Source organism: Archangium sp. (genome assembly GCF_057119385.1).
This window is the reverse complement of the sequence record NZ_DBNGVP010000124.1, coordinates 1-16174: the sequence shown is the minus strand read 5'-3', so window position 1 is coordinate 16174 and position 16174 is coordinate 1. Positions and strand designations below refer to the sequence as shown.

15 protein-coding genes and 2 pseudogenes are annotated in these 16174 nt (G+C 72.4%); 11 read left to right on the top strand and 6 right to left on the bottom strand.

Annotated features, from left to right (window positions below):
• The 8 genes and pseudogenes from AC16DP_RS30385 to AC16DP_RS30350 form a co-directional block, all read left to right on the top strand.
• Window positions 1-276: pseudogene (locus AC16DP_RS30385) on the top strand (hypothetical protein); the annotation flags it as partial.
• Window positions 277-413: 137 nt separating this feature from the next.
• A complete protein-coding gene (locus tag AC16DP_RS30380) occupies window positions 414-890 on the top strand; it encodes a chemotaxis protein CheW (RefSeq protein ID WP_329730770.1) in 477 nt (158 codons plus the stop codon).
• On the top strand, window positions 887-2365 hold the full coding sequence (locus AC16DP_RS30375; RefSeq protein ID WP_329730771.1) for a CheR family methyltransferase: 1479 nt from the start codon (window positions 887-889) through the stop codon (window positions 2363-2365). The genes AC16DP_RS30380 and AC16DP_RS30375 overlap by 4 nt, the downstream gene beginning before the upstream one ends.
• On the top strand, window positions 2362-2991 hold the full coding sequence (locus AC16DP_RS30370) for a chemotaxis protein CheW (RefSeq protein ID WP_329730772.1): 630 nt from the start codon (window positions 2362-2364) through the stop codon (window positions 2989-2991). Before AC16DP_RS30375 ends, AC16DP_RS30370 begins: the two co-directional genes overlap by 4 nt.
• The gene (locus AC16DP_RS30365; RefSeq protein WP_329730773.1) at window positions 2988-4637 is read left to right on the top strand and encodes a methyl-accepting chemotaxis protein; all 1650 of its coding nucleotides are present in this window, start codon (window positions 2988-2990) and stop codon (window positions 4635-4637) included. Before AC16DP_RS30370 ends, AC16DP_RS30365 begins: the two co-directional genes overlap by 4 nt.
• A 2-nt stretch (window positions 4638-4639) precedes the next feature.
• Window positions 4640-6742, top strand: coding sequence for a hybrid sensor histidine kinase/response regulator (locus AC16DP_RS30360; RefSeq protein ID WP_329730783.1), 2103 nt, complete (start codon window positions 4640-4642; stop codon window positions 6740-6742).
• Entirely contained in the window at window positions 6739-7797 is a 1059-nt protein-coding gene (gene cheB, locus AC16DP_RS30355; protein WP_329730774.1) for a chemotaxis-specific protein-glutamate methyltransferase CheB, read from the top strand. Before AC16DP_RS30360 ends, cheB begins: the two co-directional genes overlap by 4 nt.
• A 107-nt stretch (window positions 7798-7904) precedes the next feature.
• Window positions 7905-9587: an ATP-binding protein gene (locus tag AC16DP_RS30350; protein ID WP_329730775.1), complete on the top strand. Its 1683-nt coding sequence runs from the start codon at window positions 7905-7907 to the stop codon at window positions 9585-9587.
• A gap of 83 nt (window positions 9588-9670) precedes the next feature.
• Here the strand turns inward: AC16DP_RS30350 and AC16DP_RS30345 are convergent, their stop codons facing one another.
• Window positions 9671-10048 carry a hypothetical protein gene (locus AC16DP_RS30345; protein WP_329730776.1) on the bottom strand — a complete coding sequence of 126 codons (378 nt, stop codon included), beginning with the start codon at window positions 10046-10048 and terminating at the stop codon, window positions 9671-9673.
• 281 nt (window positions 10049-10329) lie between these two features.
• Between AC16DP_RS30345 and AC16DP_RS30340 the strand changes: the two genes are divergently transcribed.
• Window positions 10330-12048 carry a hypothetical protein gene (locus AC16DP_RS30340; protein ID WP_329730777.1) on the top strand — a complete coding sequence of 573 codons (1719 nt, stop codon included), beginning with the start codon at window positions 10330-10332 and terminating at the stop codon, window positions 12046-12048.
• Here the strand turns inward: AC16DP_RS30340 and AC16DP_RS30335 are convergent, their stop codons facing one another.
• Complete coding sequence (locus AC16DP_RS30335; protein ID WP_329730778.1) at window positions 12049-12600, bottom strand: hypothetical protein; 552 nt, start codon at window positions 12598-12600, stop codon at window positions 12049-12051.
• Between the two features lie 7 nt (window positions 12601-12607).
• Window positions 12608-13051, bottom strand: coding sequence for a hypothetical protein (locus AC16DP_RS30330; RefSeq protein WP_329730779.1), 444 nt, complete (start codon window positions 13049-13051; stop codon window positions 12608-12610).
• 318 nt (window positions 13052-13369) lie between these two features.
• On the opposite strand from AC16DP_RS30330, the gene AC16DP_RS30325 reads away from it, so the two are divergent.
• Window positions 13370-13861 (top strand): PilZ domain-containing protein, encoded by a 492-nt coding sequence (locus tag AC16DP_RS30325; protein WP_043405656.1) that lies wholly within the window; start codon window positions 13370-13372, stop codon window positions 13859-13861.
• 33 nt (window positions 13862-13894) lie between these two features.
• Window positions 13895-14380: a PilZ domain-containing protein gene (locus tag AC16DP_RS30320; RefSeq protein WP_329730780.1), complete on the top strand. Its 486-nt coding sequence runs from the start codon at window positions 13895-13897 to the stop codon at window positions 14378-14380.
• Here the strand turns inward: AC16DP_RS30320 and AC16DP_RS30315 are convergent.
• The 3 genes and pseudogenes from AC16DP_RS30315 to AC16DP_RS30305 all read right to left on the bottom strand — a co-directional run.
• Window positions 14373-15272, bottom strand: a complete 900-nt coding sequence (locus tag AC16DP_RS30315) for a CheR family methyltransferase (RefSeq protein ID WP_329730781.1) — start codon at window positions 15270-15272, stop codon at window positions 14373-14375. The genes AC16DP_RS30320 and AC16DP_RS30315 overlap by 8 nt on opposite strands.
• Window positions 15273-15277: 5 nt before the next feature.
• The gene (locus AC16DP_RS30310; protein ID WP_329730782.1) at window positions 15278-15802 is read right to left on the bottom strand and encodes a chemotaxis protein CheW; all 525 of its coding nucleotides are present in this window, start codon (window positions 15800-15802) and stop codon (window positions 15278-15280) included.
• A 16-nt stretch (window positions 15803-15818) separates the two neighbouring features.
• Window positions 15819-16174: pseudogene (locus AC16DP_RS30305) on the bottom strand (methyl-accepting chemotaxis protein); the annotation flags it as partial.

The window sequence follows — 16174 nt, the reverse complement described above, 5'->3', positions numbered from 1 at the left end:
CTGGACGGCTGCCGCTTCATGGGCTCCGACCCTGCCTCCATTCGCTTTCCCAAGTGGCCCTGCTTCACCATTCTGGAGCCCCTGCGCAGAGCGCCCGAGCTGCTCGGCGTCAAGTGGCCCGGGACATTCCGTCCCATCCTGGTTGAAGGCCGCTACACGGATCCGCCCTCCATGAGGGCCGTGACAATGTTTGCGCCTGTTGAGGCGAAGCGTTCCAACACCACCGAGGAAGAACTCAAGGCCGTCATCGAGCAGTTCGACTTCATCGTCTCCTGAGGCAGCGCGAGGAACACCCGGCGCGGCCTGTCGGCCCCCCCCCGGCGTCCACCAGACGTCAAGTCCCCCCGCTGCCCCCCCACGCGGGCGGCCATGGCGGGCGAGCCGTGCCTACACTGCGCACCATTGGGAGACGCATGGTGACGCCACCGCCCCGCGAGGTCCTCCTCTTCCTGCTGGAAGGGCACCGCTACGCCCTGCCCATGGAGGACGTGCGTGAGCTGGTGCGCGCCGTGCGCCTCACCCCGCTGCCCCGCGCCCCCGCCGTGGTGGAAGGGCTGCTCGACCTGCGCGGCGAGCTGCTCCCCGTGCTGGACATGCGCCGCCGCTTCCGCCTGCCCGCCCGCCCGCTCTCCTCCGCGGACCACCTCGTGGTGGCCCGGGCCGGCCCGCGCTCCGTCGCCCTGCGGGTGGACCGGGCCGAGGGCCTGCTCTCCGTGGAGACGGGCCAGCTCGATGCGTCGCCCAGGGAGCTGCCGGGCGTGGGCTACGTGGCCGGGGCCCTCAAGCTGCCGGACGGGCTCGTGCTCCTGCACGACCTGCGCACCTTTCTCTCCCAGGCGGAGGCGCTCGAGCTGGACGAGGCGCTCGCGAAGGAGGGAGTCCCCCGGTGAGCGGTGACAGGCCCCAGGACTGGCGGCACCCCGGCTACCTCGCCGTCATCGACCTCGTCGCCGCTCGCGCCGGCCTGCTGCCCCCCAGCTGCCCCGCCGCCGCCATGGAGGGCATCGACCGGGCCATGGCCCGCGCGGGCCAGTCCGACTTCCCCTCCTACCTCGCCCGGCTCGAGGTGGACTCCGCCCTGCTGGATGACTTGCTGGTGGAGCTCACCATCGGCGAGACGTACTTCTTCCGCAACCCGGAGCACTTCCAGTTCGTGCGCCACCAGGTGCTGCCCGACGTGCGCCGCCGCCGGGGCCCCACCCACGTGGTGCGCGCGTGGAGCGCCGGCTGCGCCTCGGGCGAGGAGCCCTACTCGCTGGCGGTGCTCCTCATGGAGGAGGGCTACGGGGAGCGGATGGAGGTGCGGGCCACGGACGTGTCGCGCGCGGCGCTCGCCCGGGCCCAGGTGGCCCGCTACGGCGAGTGGTCCCTGCGCGGCCCCGAGGCCAGCCACATGCGGCCCTTCCTCCACCTGGAGGGCAAGCGCTACACGCTCGACACGCGGGTGCGCGAGCGCGTCCACTTCGGCTACCTCAACCTCGCCGACGACACCTGGCCGTCCTCCGCCCACGGCATCTGGGGCATGGACGTCATCTTCTGCCGCAACGTCCTCATCTACTTCAACCGCGCCACCATCGAGGCCGTGGCCCGGCGGCTCCACGCCTCGCTCGCCGACGGCGGCTTCCTCATCGCCGGCCCCTCGGACCCCTCGCTCGCCGCCTACGCGCCCTTCGAGACGCTCCTCACCGACTGGGGCATCGTCTACCACCGGCCCGCCTCGGGCGAGGCATCGCGGACCGCCTACCAGACCCGCCCCTCCGCCCCTCCACCCGCGCCGCCTCCCGCGCCCCCCAGGGCCTTCACGCCGCCGCCCGGGCCCGCCGCCCCCGCGCCCCCACCTCCCACGCCGGAGCCCACCGCCCCCGCGGAGCTGGCGGGAGCACAGCGGGCCCTCGCGGCCGGGGACTGGCGCGAGGCGGTCCGTCTGGCCGGGGCCCACCCGGAGGACGCGGCGGCCGAGGCGGTGGCGGTCCGCGCCCTGGCCAACCTGGAGCCGCTGGCCGCCGTGCGCCGGTGTGCCGAGGCCGCCCTGCGCCACCCGCTCGCCGTGGAGCTGCGCTACCTGGAGGCCCTGTTGCTGCTGGGGCTCGGCCGGCTCCCGGAGTCCGAGCGCGCCGCGCGGCAGGCCCTCTACCTGGAGCCCTCGCTGGCCGTGGCCCACCTCATGCTGGGCCACATCCTCCAGCGCCAGGGCGACGGCGCGGGGGCCCGGCGCGCCTTCCGCACCGCCGAGTCCCTGTGCGCTTCGCTCCCGCCCGAGACGCGGGTACCCCTGGGTGATGGCGAGCGCGCGGGCCATCTGGCGGAGGTGGCCCGCGCCGAGCACACCCGGTTGGAGCAGGCCCGCGAGGAGGTCCGTGAATGACGGGAGGCGATGACGCGAAGAGGGGCGGGCTGGACTGGGCCGCGGCCTACGGGCGGTTGAAGCGGCTCGCCGCCGCCACCGAGGCCGCCTCCACGGCCGACCCCGCGCGCGAGGCGGTGCTGCTCGACGAGCGCGCCCGGGCGCTGGCCCGGCCCCTGGAGCGCAACCTCCAGACGGGCCCCCTGCTGGAGCTGGTGCACTTCCGCTCCGGCGAGCAGGAGTACGCGCTGGAGACGCGCTTCGTCCTGGAGGTGCTGCGCGCCCCGGAGCAGCTCGTCCCCCTGCCCGGCGCGCCGGAGCCGCTGCGCGGCCTCACCCTGCTGCATGGCGAGGTGCTCGCGGTGGTGGAGCTCTCCCCCCTCTTCGGCCGGGCCGCTCCCACCACCCACGGGCCCGTGCTCGTGGTGGGCCCGGGCCGCCCGGAGCTGGGCCTGCGCGCCGACTCCGTGGAGGAGGTGCTCCTGCTCGCCCGGGACTCGCTCCTGGCCCCCCCCGCCTCCCTGGGCGCGCGGGAGCGGACACTCGTGTCCGGCATCAGCCGTGACGGCATCATCGTTCTGGAGGCAGAGGCGCTGCTGGGGGATGGTCGCCTCTTCTTCGACTTCTCCGAGGAGAGGACCGCATGAGCATCGGGAAGAAGATCGCCCTCGGCTTCGGACTGTCCCTGCTGGTGCTGCTCACCATCGCGCTGGTGGCCTTCCAGGGCGCCCAGCAGCTGGTGCAGACCACCGAGGGGCTGATGGAGAGCCGGGACCAGGCCCGCAACATCCGCGAGGTCCGCATGATGCTGCTGGATGCCGAGACGGGCCAGCGCGGCTTCCTCCTCACCGGCGAGGAGCGCTACCTGGAGCCCTATCTCCGGGCCACCCAGCAGTTGGATGCGCAGCTCGACAACCTGCGCAAGAGCCTCGCCGACGACCCCGAGCAGCTGGCCCGGCTGGAGCGGCTCGAGCCCCTCATCCGCGACAAGCTCGCCGAGCTGGCGGAGACCGTCCGCGTGCGCCAGCAACAAGGCTTCGCTCCGTCCCTGGAGATCGTCCGGACGGACCGGGGCAAGCTGGCCATGGAGCAGATCCGCAAGGCGCTCGGCGAGATGGTGGGCGCCGAGGATGACATCTGGAACCGGCTCGAGCACGAGGCCCGGAGCAGCGCCCAGCGCAGCATGGTGGTGCTGGGACTGGGCACGCTGCTGGGGCTGCTCGTCGTCGCCCTGGGCAGCTACGTCATCACCCGCACCATCACCGGCCCGCTGGACAAGCTGGTGATGGGCGCCGAGCAGATCGGCCGCGGCAACTTCGCCCACCGCATCGGTGTGCACAACCAGGACGAGACGGGAGAGCTCGCGCGGGCCTTCAACGCCATGTCCGAGCGCCGCCAGCAGGCCGAGGCGCAGCTGGCCAGGCAGGCCGAGGAGCGCGAGCACACGCTGCGCACGGTGGCCGAGTTCGTCAATCAACTCGCGGGCACCACGGCGGAAATCCTCGCCAGCACCACGGAGCAGGTGGCCGGAGCCCAGGAGCAGGGCAGCGCGGTGGCGGAGACGGTGAGCACCGTGGAGGAGATCGTCCAGATGTCCGAGGAGGCCGCGGGCCGGGCGCGCGCGGTGAGCGAGTCGGCGCGCCACGCGGAGGAGGTGGGCAAGAACGGGCGGCGCGCGGTGGACGAGGCCATCACCTCCATGAGCACCGTGCGCGAGCAGGTGGAGTCCATCGCCTCGCGGATTCTGGCCCTGGCCGAGCAGGCGCAGGCCATCGGCGACATCATCACCACCGTCAACGACATCTCCGAGCAGACGCACATGCTGGCGCTCAACGCCTCCATCGAGGCCAGCCGCGCGGGGGAGCACGGCCGGGGCTTCGCCGTGGTGGCCGCCGAGGTGAAGGCCCTGGCGGACCAGTCCAAGAAGGCCACCGCGCAGGTGCGGCAGATTCTGGGGCAGATTCAAAAGGCCACCCAGGGCGCGGTGATGACGACGGAGGAGGGCACCAAGAGCGTGGCCTCGGCCACCCGGGTGGTGACGCAGGCGGGGGTCCACATCCAGACGCTCAGCGAGCTGCTCGCGCAGGCCTCGCTCACCGCGGCGCAGATTTCGGCCTCGGCCAGCCAGCAGGCCACCGGCACGGGGCAGATCCGCCAGGCGATGCGGGACGTGAGCCAGGCCACGCAGCAGACGCTCACCAGCATCCGCCAGACGGAGCGCGCGGTGCAGGACCTCAACGCCATGGGCCAGAAGCTCAAGGGCCTGCTGAGCGAGTACGGGCGCGCCGCATGACGATGGACCGGGACAGGCTCGCCCAGGCGCTGATGGCCACCTTCCTCGAGGAGCTCGAGGGACACGTGGCGGCGCTCAACCGGGACCTGCTCGCGCTGGAGAAGGCGGCGTCGCCCGCGCGCTTCGGCGAGCGGATGACGTCGCTGTTGCGCACGGTGCACAGCGTGAAGGGCGCCTCGCGGGCGGTGAGCGAGGCCCTCATCGAGACGGCCTGCCACCGGCTGGAAGAGGTGTTGCTGGTGGTGCAGCAGGAGGGGCGCACCACGCCGGAGCGGATGGAGGTGTGCTTCACCGCCGCGGACGCGCTGGACGACGCGGGGCGGCGGCTGGCGCTGAAGCAGGAGCTGAGGGGCTCGCCCCTGGAGGCCCTGCTGCCCCGGCTGGAAGCGGCGGCCCTCGCGCCCGGCGCCCTGCCCGCCCCCGGAGTCCCGGCGCCTCCCGTGGAAGCGCCCGCCCCCGGCCCCGAGGGCCTGCCGGTGCGCGTGTCCGCCCAGAAGCTGGACGCGCTGCTGGCCCGCAGTGGCGAGCTGCGCGTGGCGGGCCTGCGGATGGAGGGCCGGGTGGAGCTGGTGGAGGCGGTGCACGAGGAGTTGCACCAGCTGCGCCTGCGGCTGAGGGGCACGGACGAGGGGGTGGCGCGGCGGCTGGAGACGCGGCTGGCGCAGCTCGGCCGGGCGCTCGCGGCGGACCGGCGCACGCTGCTGCAGGCCACGGGCGGCCTGGACGAGGAGGTGCGGCGCGCGCGCACCCTGCCCTTCGCCGAGGCGTGCGCGGGGCTGGAGCGCAACGCGAGGGACCTGGCGCTCGCCTCGGGCAAGCAGGCGCGGCTGGAGGTGCGGGGCGGCGTGCTGGAGCTGGACCGCTCGCTCTTGCAGGGCCTGCGCGAGCCGCTGTTGCACCTGGTGCGCAACGCGGTGGCGCACGGGCTGGAGACACCGGCGGCGCGGCGTGAGGCGGGCAAGCCCGAGGAGGGCCGGGTGGAGCTGTCCGCGCGGCTGCGCGGAGGCCGGGTGCAGGTGGTGGTGGAGGATGACGGGCGGGGGCTGGACATGGCCTCCATCCGCGAGCGGGCGCGGGCGCGCGGGCTGCCGGTGCTGGGGGACGCCGGGGACGCGCGGCTCATCTTCATGCCGGGCCTGTCCACGGCGGAGGCGGTGACGTCCGTGTCCGGGCGCGGCGTGGGGCTGGACGTGGTGCGCGCGCAGGTGGAGGCGATGCGGGGCAGCGTGGACGTGGCCTTCACGCCGGGCCGGGGCACGCGCTTCACCCTGGACGTGCCCCTGACGCTGAGCACGCTGCGGGTGCTGCTGGTGACGGCGGGCGGGCACACCTTCGCGGTGGCGGGCGAGAGCGTGGAGCGCCTGCTGCGGCTGGAGCCCGGGGACGTGCGCGTGGTGGAGGGCCGGCAGCTGTGGGCCGCGCCCCGGGCGCTGGTGCCGCTGGCCACGTTGACGGCGGTGCTCGGCCTGGAGACGAGCGCTCCCCGGCCGCGCCCGGGTGCCCTGGTGCTGAGCGCGGGCGAGGTGCGCGCCGTGCTGGTGGTGGACGAGGTGGTGGCCGAGCAGGAGGTGCTCGTCCGGGGCCTGGGTCCGCGCATCCGCCGGGCGAGGCACGTCTCGGGCGTGGCGGTGCTGCCGGACGGGCGCATGGCCCCGCTGCTCAACGCCGCCTCCCTCGTCCGCGCCGCCGAGGGCCGCACCGCCCCCGCCGGCCTCTTCCCCGCCCCCGTGGAGAAGAAGGCCCGCAGGCGCGTGCTGCTCGCCGACGACTCGATGACGACCCGCGCGCTGGAGCAGAGCATCCTCGAGGCGGCCGGCTTCGAGGTGCTGGCGTGCGTGGACGGGCAGGAGGCCTGGGAGCGGCTACAGACGGAGGGGGCGGACGCCGTCGTCTCGGACGTGGAGATGCCACGCATGGACGGCTTCGCCCTCACCGAGGCGGTGCGGGGCTCCCCGCGCTTCGGCCGGCTGCCCATCGTCCTCGTCACCGCGCGCGCCCGGCCCGAGGACAAGGCGCGCGGCCTCCAGGTGGGTGCCAGCGCCTACCTGGTGAAGAGCGCTTTTGATCAAACCCACCTGCTGGAGACCCTGAGGCAGCTCCTATGAAGCCCGACAAGCTCCGCGTCCTCGTCGCCGAAGACTCCCCCACCGCCCGGCGCCTGCTGGTGGAAATCCTACGGGCCGATCCCGCCTTCGAGGTGGTGGGCGAGGCGAAGGATGGCGTGGAGGCGGTGGAGCTCACCCGCCGCCTGCGCCCGCACCTGGTCACCATGGACATCCAGATGCCGAACATGGATGGGCTGGAGGCCACGCGCCGCATCATGACGGAGGTGCCCACGCCGGTGGTGGTGGTGTCCACGCTGGTGGAGCGCGACATTCAAACGTCCATGGCCGCGCTGCGCTCCGGAGCGCTGGCGGTGCTGCAGAAGCTGGTGGGCCCGCAGGCGCCGGACTTCGAGACGGAGGCCCGCCGGCTGCGCGACACGGTGAAGGCCATGGCCGCGGTGAAGGTCATCCGCCACTGGCCCGTGCGCGAGGAGGGGCCCGTCCCGCGCGCCCCCGTGGTGCCGGCGCGCCGGAGCAGGGCCGGGCTGCTGGCCATCGCCGCGTCCACGGGAGGCCCCGCGGCCCTGCACCGCATCCTCTCGGAGCTGCCCGCCGGCTTCCCCCTCCCCATCCTCGTGGTGCAGCACATCGCCCTGGGCTTCGCCAAGGGCCTGGCCACCTGGCTGGACAGTGTGTGCAAGGTGGAGGTGAAGGTGGCCGAGGACGGCGAGGCCCTGCGCCCGGGAGTCGTCTACATCGCCCCGGATGACCGGCACCTCGGGGTGCGGGCGGACAGGCGGGTGGAGGTGTCCAACGCCGCCCCGGTGGGAGGCTTCCGGCCCTCGGGCACGTGGCTGTTCCGCTCGGCGACCCAGGTCTTCGGGGCCGCCCTGACGGCCACCGTCCTCACGGGGATGGGGCAGGACGGCCTGGAGGGTTTGCGGGAGGTACACGCTGCGGGCGGTTGGGTGATGGCCCAGGACGAGGCCACCAGTGTCGTCTATGGAATGCCGGGGGTGGCGGTGGCGGCGGGCCTCGCCCACGAGGTGCTGCCGCTGAGTGACTTCTCCCGGCGCTTCCGGGAGCTCGCCGGCGGGGAGAACGGGGGAGCGTAACGTCACCTTCCGGACGCCGCTCGGCCGCTCCCACTCCACACGGCGGGGAGGAAGGGCCAGTGGTATGAAATGAAGAGGAGCCCCCCGCCACCGGTTGTGGCGCTGCGATGAGTCTTTCCCCCGCCGGATTCGAGATGGCCTTCAAGGCCCTGCCGGAGCCCGCCTACCTGCTGGACGAGGCGGGACGGGTGCTCGCGTGCAGCACGGTGGGGGCGAGCGTCCTGGGCATGCCGCCGGAGCTGTTGCTCGGCCAGCCCTGGGCGGGGCTGGCGCCTGGCGCCGAGGACGGGGCCCTGCTGGAGTCCGGACGGGGGGTGGCCCTGGCCACGGGAGCACCGCACTCGGTGGACGGCACGTGGTTGAGCCCGCGAGGCCCCCGGCCCCACACCTTCTGCTTCACACCGATGCGCGAGGGGGAGGGCCCGGTGCGGGTGCTGGTGACGGTGCGTCCACTCACCGAGGCCGAGGCCGTGCATTCGCGCGCGCTGGCGTTGGAGCAGGCGGCACGGGCGGAGGTGGAGGCGGCCGAGCGCCGGCAGTCCTTCCTGTACCAGGCGATGACGACGCTGTTCGCGCACCCGCCGGATCCCCAGGGCATGTACACGCTGCTGGCGCACCTGGCGGTGCCGGACCTGGCGGACTGGTGCCTGGTGGACGCGGTGGAGCAGGGCGCGTGGGTGTCGCGCGTGGCGGTGGCGCACCTGGACCCGACGCAATTCGAGCAGGCGCGCGCGTTGACGAGGCGCTTCGAGCGGCGCGAGGCCCCGGTGGGCGTGCTGCGGGTGCTGCACACGGGTGAGCCGGAGCTGGTGCCGGCGGTGACGGACTCGCTGCTGCGCGCGGCGGCCTCGGAGCCGGAGCACCCGGCGCTGCTGAGCCGGCTGCAGGCGCGCTCGTACATGATCATCCCGCTGAAGGCGCGGGGGCACACGCTGGGGGCGGTGACATTCGTGTCATCGGCCTCGGGGCGGCGCTACGGCCCGAGCGACCTGGCGTTGGCGGAGGACCTGTGCGTGCGGGCGAGCCTGGCCATCGACAACGCGCGGCTCTTCGGCGAGTCGAGGCGGGCGACGCGGGCGCGCGAGGACCTGCTGGCGGTGGTGAGCCACGATTTGAAGAACCCGCTGGGGGTGGTGCAGCTGGCGTCGGCGCTGCTGCTGCGGGGAGCGCAGGGCAAGGCGGGGAGCGAGCCGGTGCTGAAGCAGGCGGGCCGCATCCAGGCGGCGGCGGACCGGATGGGGCGGCTGATCTCGGACCTGCTGGACTGGGGAAGAATCGAGGCGGGCGGACTGCCACTGGAGCCATCGGAGCAGCCGGTGTCGTCGCTGGTGACGGAGGCGCTGGAGAGCGTGAGGCCGCTGGCGGAGGCGAGGGGGCTGAGGGTGGTGGCGGAGCTGCCGGACGAGGACATGCAGGTGAAGTGCGACCGGACGCGGGTGTTGCAGGTGATGGGCAACCTGCTGGGAAACGCGTTGAAGTTCACGCCGGACGGAGGGGTGCTGACGGCGGGGGCGAGGGTGCACCGGGGCGAGGTGCAGTTGTGGGTGAGGGACACGGGCACGGGCATCCGGGCCGAGGCGTTGCCGCACGTCTTCGAGCGTTACTGGCAGGCGAAGGACGCGGAGAGCCGGGGGACGGGGCTGGGGCTGTACATCGCGAAGGGAATCGTCGAGGCGCACGGCGGCCGCATCTGGGCGGAGAGCCAGTGGGGAAAGGGAAGCACCTTCACCTTCACGCTGCCCACGGCGAGCACGAGCCCCCAGAAGACGACGCCCCACACGTCCCTCTAGTCCACCCCACTCCCCCACTCTCCCCTCTCCCCCCGGGAGAGGGACGGGGTGAGGGTACCTGGGTCGCGGGTTCCCCCCTGTGCTCAAACCCCCACGGGTTCGTGGTGCGTCACCGTACGCACGAGCACGAACGAGCCCGTGGGCCCGAGCGCAATGACATACGTCTCACGCTCCACCTCGACGAGGGAGCCCTGGGCGGCCTCGGGTTGGTGCTCGAGCCAGCCGAGGGCCTCGTCCATGGAGGGGAAGGTCCGCACGGGGCCCGAGGAGACGCCGGCCTCGCGGGACTCGAGCCAGCCGTAGAAGTCCTCGAGCTCGTCGCGGGAGTGGAGGAAGAGCAGGGCGCGGGCGGCGAGCGCGATGACGGCATACTCCTCCGACTCGGAGGGATGCGGACGGGCCGCGGAGGCGAGCGCCCGCAGCGTCCGCTCCAGACCAGGCCGCGAAGAGGACTCGTTCATGATGGACCCCCTGCCACACGGGAGGTGGCGATCGGTATCAATGTGTCGGGGGGCGGCATGGAGGCAACCCCTCGGCGCGCGTTTGTCGAAAGAAGGACCGGGCCCGGCGGGGTCTGGGCGGGGCGCTCCCCTGGCGAGTCCCACGCCGTGCTGCAAACCCGACACTCGCTCCGGTGCGAGCAGATGTCCTTGTCCCGGGAAGCGGCGCCGCGCAGGCTTGAAGGAGCCCCCGTGCCGTACCGCGCTCACGAGTCCCCTCCCGTTCACTCGGAGGAAGAGCCATGGCCTCGGGAACAGAAACCCTCACCGCGCCCCAACGCGCGCCCACCGCGCCGCCCCCGCGTCCCCCGGGCCGGAAGATGGTGCGCTGGTTCGATCCGTTCGTGCTGCTCAAGGCGGGCATGCGCTCCGCCATCTCCACCACCATCGGGGAGCAGGCGGATCGCCGGCTGCTCGATGCACTGGCGGCCCCGAAGGTGGAGCCGAGTGACTTCTCGGTGGACGAGGCGGGGAGGCCGCGCGAGGAGCTGTGGTTGGACTACGTGGCGGACCTGGGGGACGGCTGGGACTCCACGTACGCGGTGGCACAGACGGTGTCGAGGCCCACGCTGACGCTGAAGGACGAGACGGGCACGGCCCACGAGACGCGCCGGGGCGAGGTGCTCGTGTTCGGCGGGGACGAGGTGTACCCGGAGGCGAGCGTGAAGGAGTACGAGGAGCGGACCGTGCACCCGTGGGAGGCGGCGATGAGGGGGCAGGGGCCGGCGCCACACCTGTTCGCGATTCCGGGCAACCACGACTGGTATGACGGGTTGGTGTCCTTCATGCGGCTGTTCTGTCAGGGCCGGCGGCCGGCGGGGTGGAGGACGCACCAGCGGCGCAGCTACTTCGCGGTGAAACTACCGCACGGCTGGTGGCTGCTCGGCACGGACATGCAGCTCGAGTCGGACATCGACGAGCCGCAGGTGCGGTACTTCCAGGAGCTGGCGAAGCAGTTGAAGGAGAAGGATCGCATCATCCTGTGCCTGGCGGAGCCGGCGTGGCTGCTGGGCCAGGTGCGCCCGCCGGGGGAGCGCACGTACCTGGACAACAACCTGGACTTCCTCGAGCAGCAGGTGCTGGGCAAGAAGGTGAGCGTCTTCCTGACGGGAGACATCCACCACTACCGGCGGCACGCCAACGCGGAGGGACGGCAGAAGATCATCGCGGGGGGAGGAGGGGCCTTCCTGCACCCGACGCACGTGCCGCGCGAGGAGGGCTCGCTGCCGGACGGCTTCACCGCGCGCAAGACGTTCCCCTCGCCCGAGGAGTCCCGGCGGCTGTGCTGGCGCAACCTGGGATTCCTCGGGCACAACCCGGGCTTCGGCGTGTTCACCGGGCTGCTGTACCTGCTGCTGACGTGGATGCAGGTGGCGGACCTGCGCGAGGGCGGCACGGTGACATGGAGGCTGTCACGGGTGCTGGGAGCGGGGCTCGTCAACCCGGGAGTGCTGCTGCTGGCGGTGGTGCTGATGCTGGGGCTGGTGTGGCTGGCGGATGCGCGCTTCGGCCGGGCGCGCTGGGTGGCGGGGCTGCTGCACGGAGCCGCGCACCTGGCGGCGTCGCTCTTCGTCTTCTGGGGGGCCTTCGCGCTCTCGGGCGCCGTGCTGCCGCTGGGGAGCGCGCCACAGGAGCTGCTCGGGGCGATGCTCGTCTTCACCGGAGGCTTCGTGCTCGGACCGACGCTCATGGGCGTCTACCTGCTCATCTCGCTCAACGGCTTCGGGGCGCATCCCAACGAGGCGTTCTCCTCGCTGGCCATTCCGGATTGGAAGAACTTCCTGAGGCTGCACATCGACCGGGAGGGGCGCCTGTGGCTCTACCCGATTGGATTGAGGCGGGTGCCTCGCGCCTGGAAGCGGGGGCAGACGGCGCGGGAGCCGGAGTGGGTGGCCGATGACAAGGACGCCACGCCCCCGGAGCTCATCGAGCCTCCCATCGTCGTCGGCGTGGCGCCGTAGTCAACCCTCGTTCCGGGGGAGCAGACCCGCCCGGGCGGCCTTCTCCTTCGTGTCCTCGACGACATTGAAGATGCTGGGGGACTCCGGGAAGACCCGCACCGCCAGCTCGCTGAGTTTCAGGGCCTTCTCCAGCGAGTCCTTCGTCCGCTCCATGGCCCAGAAGTCGATGAGCCCGGCCCATGAACCCTCCAGGGCACGCAGGGCGCTCGCCACACTCTCCTCGAAGAGCGCCTCCGCCACCCCGGGCGAGTCGCGGAAGACATCGATGAAGTGGGCGAGCTCCAGCAGCGCCGGTGCACTCCGGTCAGAGGCCTGGACGGCCTGCTCCAGCAGCCCCTGGATTTCCTCGAGCGCCTGCTCCATTTCGACCTCGGGCTCATCGGTCAACTGCAACAGCCGCGCGAGCTCCAACAGGTTGGGCGTGAAGGCGGGGCAATCCCGGGCCAGTTCCCGGAGTCGCTGGAGCTGCTCCGGGCTCGCCTCATTGGCCGAGCCGGCCTCCCGGGCCGCCCGCATCCGGGCCATCATCTCGTCGAGACTGGGGTGTGCCATGCGAACCTCAGATCTTCCTCATGAGGCGCGTCTCCTGCTTGATGAGCTTGGCGGCCTCCTGCAATTGAGCCTTCGTCGCGAGGCTGAAGTCTCTGTCCTCCATCATCTTCTCGATCTGATACAGGGTGTAGTCCTTGAGTTGTGAGGGAAAGTCCTTCACCCGCTGCAGACGCGCGGGAATCTCTCCCAGCTTCGTGTTCAGCTGGGCGATACGCGTCAGCAACTGGGTGGCGTGCTGCCTGGAAATCAGACCCGCGGCAGTGGACTCGGCGATGAGCGCCTCGGCCTCGACGAGCTGTCCCTGCGCGATCAGCGCATGGATGCGGGCGGCGGCGGTGTTGCACTCCGCATGAACGACGTCGTCTGGCGCCCCCCGCTCCACCCCAGACACATGACCGCAGGCGCCCACCCCAAGGGCGAGCCCGGCCAGGAACACCCACCCGATCCTCATGAGAACCCTCCAGAAGCGGAACGGGCATCAGAGTAGACCCCTCCCCTCCGCTCCCGGAGAGGGCCGGGCCGCACCCTGAGAGAAACCGCACACACCGGGTTCCGGCGGCCCCGGCGCCCCGGCTATCGTGCGGCGGGTGATGCGTTGCCTTCCCCTCCGTCTCCCACAAGGACCCACCCGGGCAGGAAAGGCCTGGCGGCGACTTTCAGGGACGCCTGAGCGACGCCGCCGGCTGGGCTGGGGACTGGGGCCGGGAGCCACTCCCCGATGGCGGGAGCGCGAAATTCCCAGTAAGAACCAGGACACAGGAGCGACACCATGGGCGTGATCCAGTTCATCGATGAGTTCCGCGCGCTCCACACGCGGGCGCGGCAGGGGAAGCTGGGGGAGTCCGAGCGCCAGGACTACCTGGCCAAGCGCGAGCAGTTCGCGCGGGCCCTCCTCAACGCCCAGGGATTGATGCTCGACGGGGCCGAGGCCCGGCGCCACTACCGCGTGGCGCACCAGCTGCCCGTGGAGCTGCAGATGGCCTACGGCAACGTGTGGACGAACACGCTGGACATCTCGGCCGGTGGCTTCTCGGTGACGCTGCCGCACGCGGTGGACGTGAAGGAGCGGCCCAGCGCGCTGCTGTACCTGCCGGATGGCTCGACACTGGCGGGCCGGGTGCGCGTGGTGTCCCAGTTCCAGCGCGCCGACAAGCACCGCGCCTCCTTCGCCTTCATGGACCTGACCGAGCGCGAGAGCGAGCTGCTCGAGGGCTTCCTCATCGACTTCGCGCTGGAGCGGGTGGGCATCACCCCTCCGTAGCAAGGACGCCCCCCGAGGCCGCGGAGAGCCGTGATGAGCGCCAATCTGTGGGTGGAGCAGTTCCGTGCGCTCCATGCGCGGGCGCGCAAGGGGCAGATGTCCGAGGAGGAGAAGCGGCGCTACGGCATGGCGAGGGAGCAGTTCGCGAGGGCACTGACGGCGGCCCAGGGCATGCGCCTGCCACCCGGACAGTCCGCGCGCCGCACCTTCCGCATCGCCCAGGGGCTGCAGGTGGACCTGGCCTTCGCCGCGGGCCCCATCCGGGCCATGACGCTGGATGTGTCGGTGGGAGGCTTCTCGGTGATGCTGCACAAGCCGCCCGTCGAGTCGGAGGAGCCGGACTTCACGCTGCGGCTGCCGGGCAACCAGGAGCCGGTGAAGGGCAAGGCGAAGGTGGTGTCGGCTCAGCGCAAGATTGGCACCCACCGCGTCTCGTTCTCCATGCACGGCGTGTCCGAGAAGGACACGGAGCGGCTGGAGACGTCGCTGTTCGACCTGGCGCTGGAGCGCATCAAGTAGGGCCGGCGCCCGCGAGCGGCGAGGCCCTGGCGCCATAGACGTTGGGAGCCACGCAGCGGGCGGACTCGGCGGTACCGGTGAGGCTCTCGGCGTGCCCGAGGAAGAGGTAGCCGGTGGGAGGCAGCCGCCGCAGCAGGGCGCTCAGCGCCTGGGCCCGGGCCTCGGCGCCGAAGTAGATGAGGACGTTGCGGCAGAAGACGAGCTCGAAGGGCCCCTGGGGCCAGCCGCGCTCGCCGCTCAGGTTGACGCGAGCGAAGCGCAGCACCTCGCGCAGCTCCGGCCCCGCCTGCATCCACCCTTCCTGGCTGCGCACGCCCTCGAGCATGAAGGCGCGCAGCAGGGGCCGGGGGATGCTCGCCGCCTTCTCCAGCGGCCAGAGCCCCTGCCGGGCCCGCTCCAGCGCCCAGGTGGACAGGTCCGTCGCCAGCACCTCCACCTCCCACCCCGAGCCCGGCGGGAAGTGCGAGAGCAGCTCCATGGCCAGCGAGTAGGGCTCCTCGCCCGTCGAGCACCCCGCGCTCCACACCCGCACGCGCCGCGCCATCAACCCCTGCGCCGCCCGCCGCGTCCACTCGGGGAAGACGCGCTGGCGGAGGAAGGCGAAGTGCTCGGGCTCGCGGAAGAAGTGCGTCTCGTTGGTGCAGAGGCAGTCGAGCATCCGCACCCGCTCGGCCTCGTTGCCGCGAGCGGTGACGAAGCGGTAGTAGGCGCCGAAGGACGAGAGCCCCAGCGCGCGCACCCGCCGGGACAGCCGCCCCACCAGCAGCGCCTGCTTCGAGGGGCCCAGGTGGATGCCCGCCTCGCGCTCCACCAGCGTCTGGAAGAGGGAGAACTCCCGCTCCGACAACGGGAGCGGGCCCACCGGGGGCACCGCCGTCTCCGCTGACGCCACCGCCCTCATGCGCCCCCACTGGCGGGAGCGGCGGCCAGGCCCAGCAACTCATCGGTGCTCAGCACCCGGTCCAGGTCCAGCAGGAGGATGAAGCGCTGCTCCTGCCGGCCCATGCCGCGCAGGTACTCCACGGGCGTGCGCGTGCCGAAGGCGGGCGGCGGTTCGATCTCGTCCGGCCCCAGGTCGAGCACCTCGCTGACCGTGTCGGCCAGCAGCCCCAGCGTGGTGCGCTCGCCGTCCAGCAGCGCCTCGACGATGACGAAGCACGTCCACCGGGTGACGGGGCGCGGGCCGAGCCCCATCTTCATCGCGAGGTCCACCACGGGCACCACCCGGCCCCGCAGGTTGATGACGCCCAGCACCGCCGGGGGCATGCCCGGGACGCGGGTGATGGGCACGTGCTCGATGATTTCGCGGATGCGCAGCAGCTCGATGGCGTACGTCTCGCCCGCCAGCGAGAAGCCCAGGTACTGCGCCGGACGGGCGGCGTCGGTGGCGGTGTTCGTGCTCGTATTCGTGTTCGTGCTCATGGAGGGGCTCTCCGTCCTAGACGCGCTTGAAGCCATGGGCCGTGCCGGTGGGGGCCATCGGTGCGGGCAGTGCCTGCGCCACCGCCTTCAGGCCCTGGGCGGGTGAGGCCACCGGCGGCAGGCGCACCGGCTGCACCGCTCCGTGCATCCCCCTCACCTCCTCGGCCACCCGGAAGAATGTCATCATCTGCTGCAGCGACTCGGCCTGTGCCGCCAGCTCCTCCGCCGTCGACGACAGCTCCTCGGCCGCCGATGCGTTGCGCTGCGTCACCTGGTCCACCTGCACCATCGCTCGGTTCATCTGCACCACCCCGTGCGCCTGCTCCCTCGACACCGCCGCCACCTGCTGCACCAGCTCCGCCGTCTTTCGTA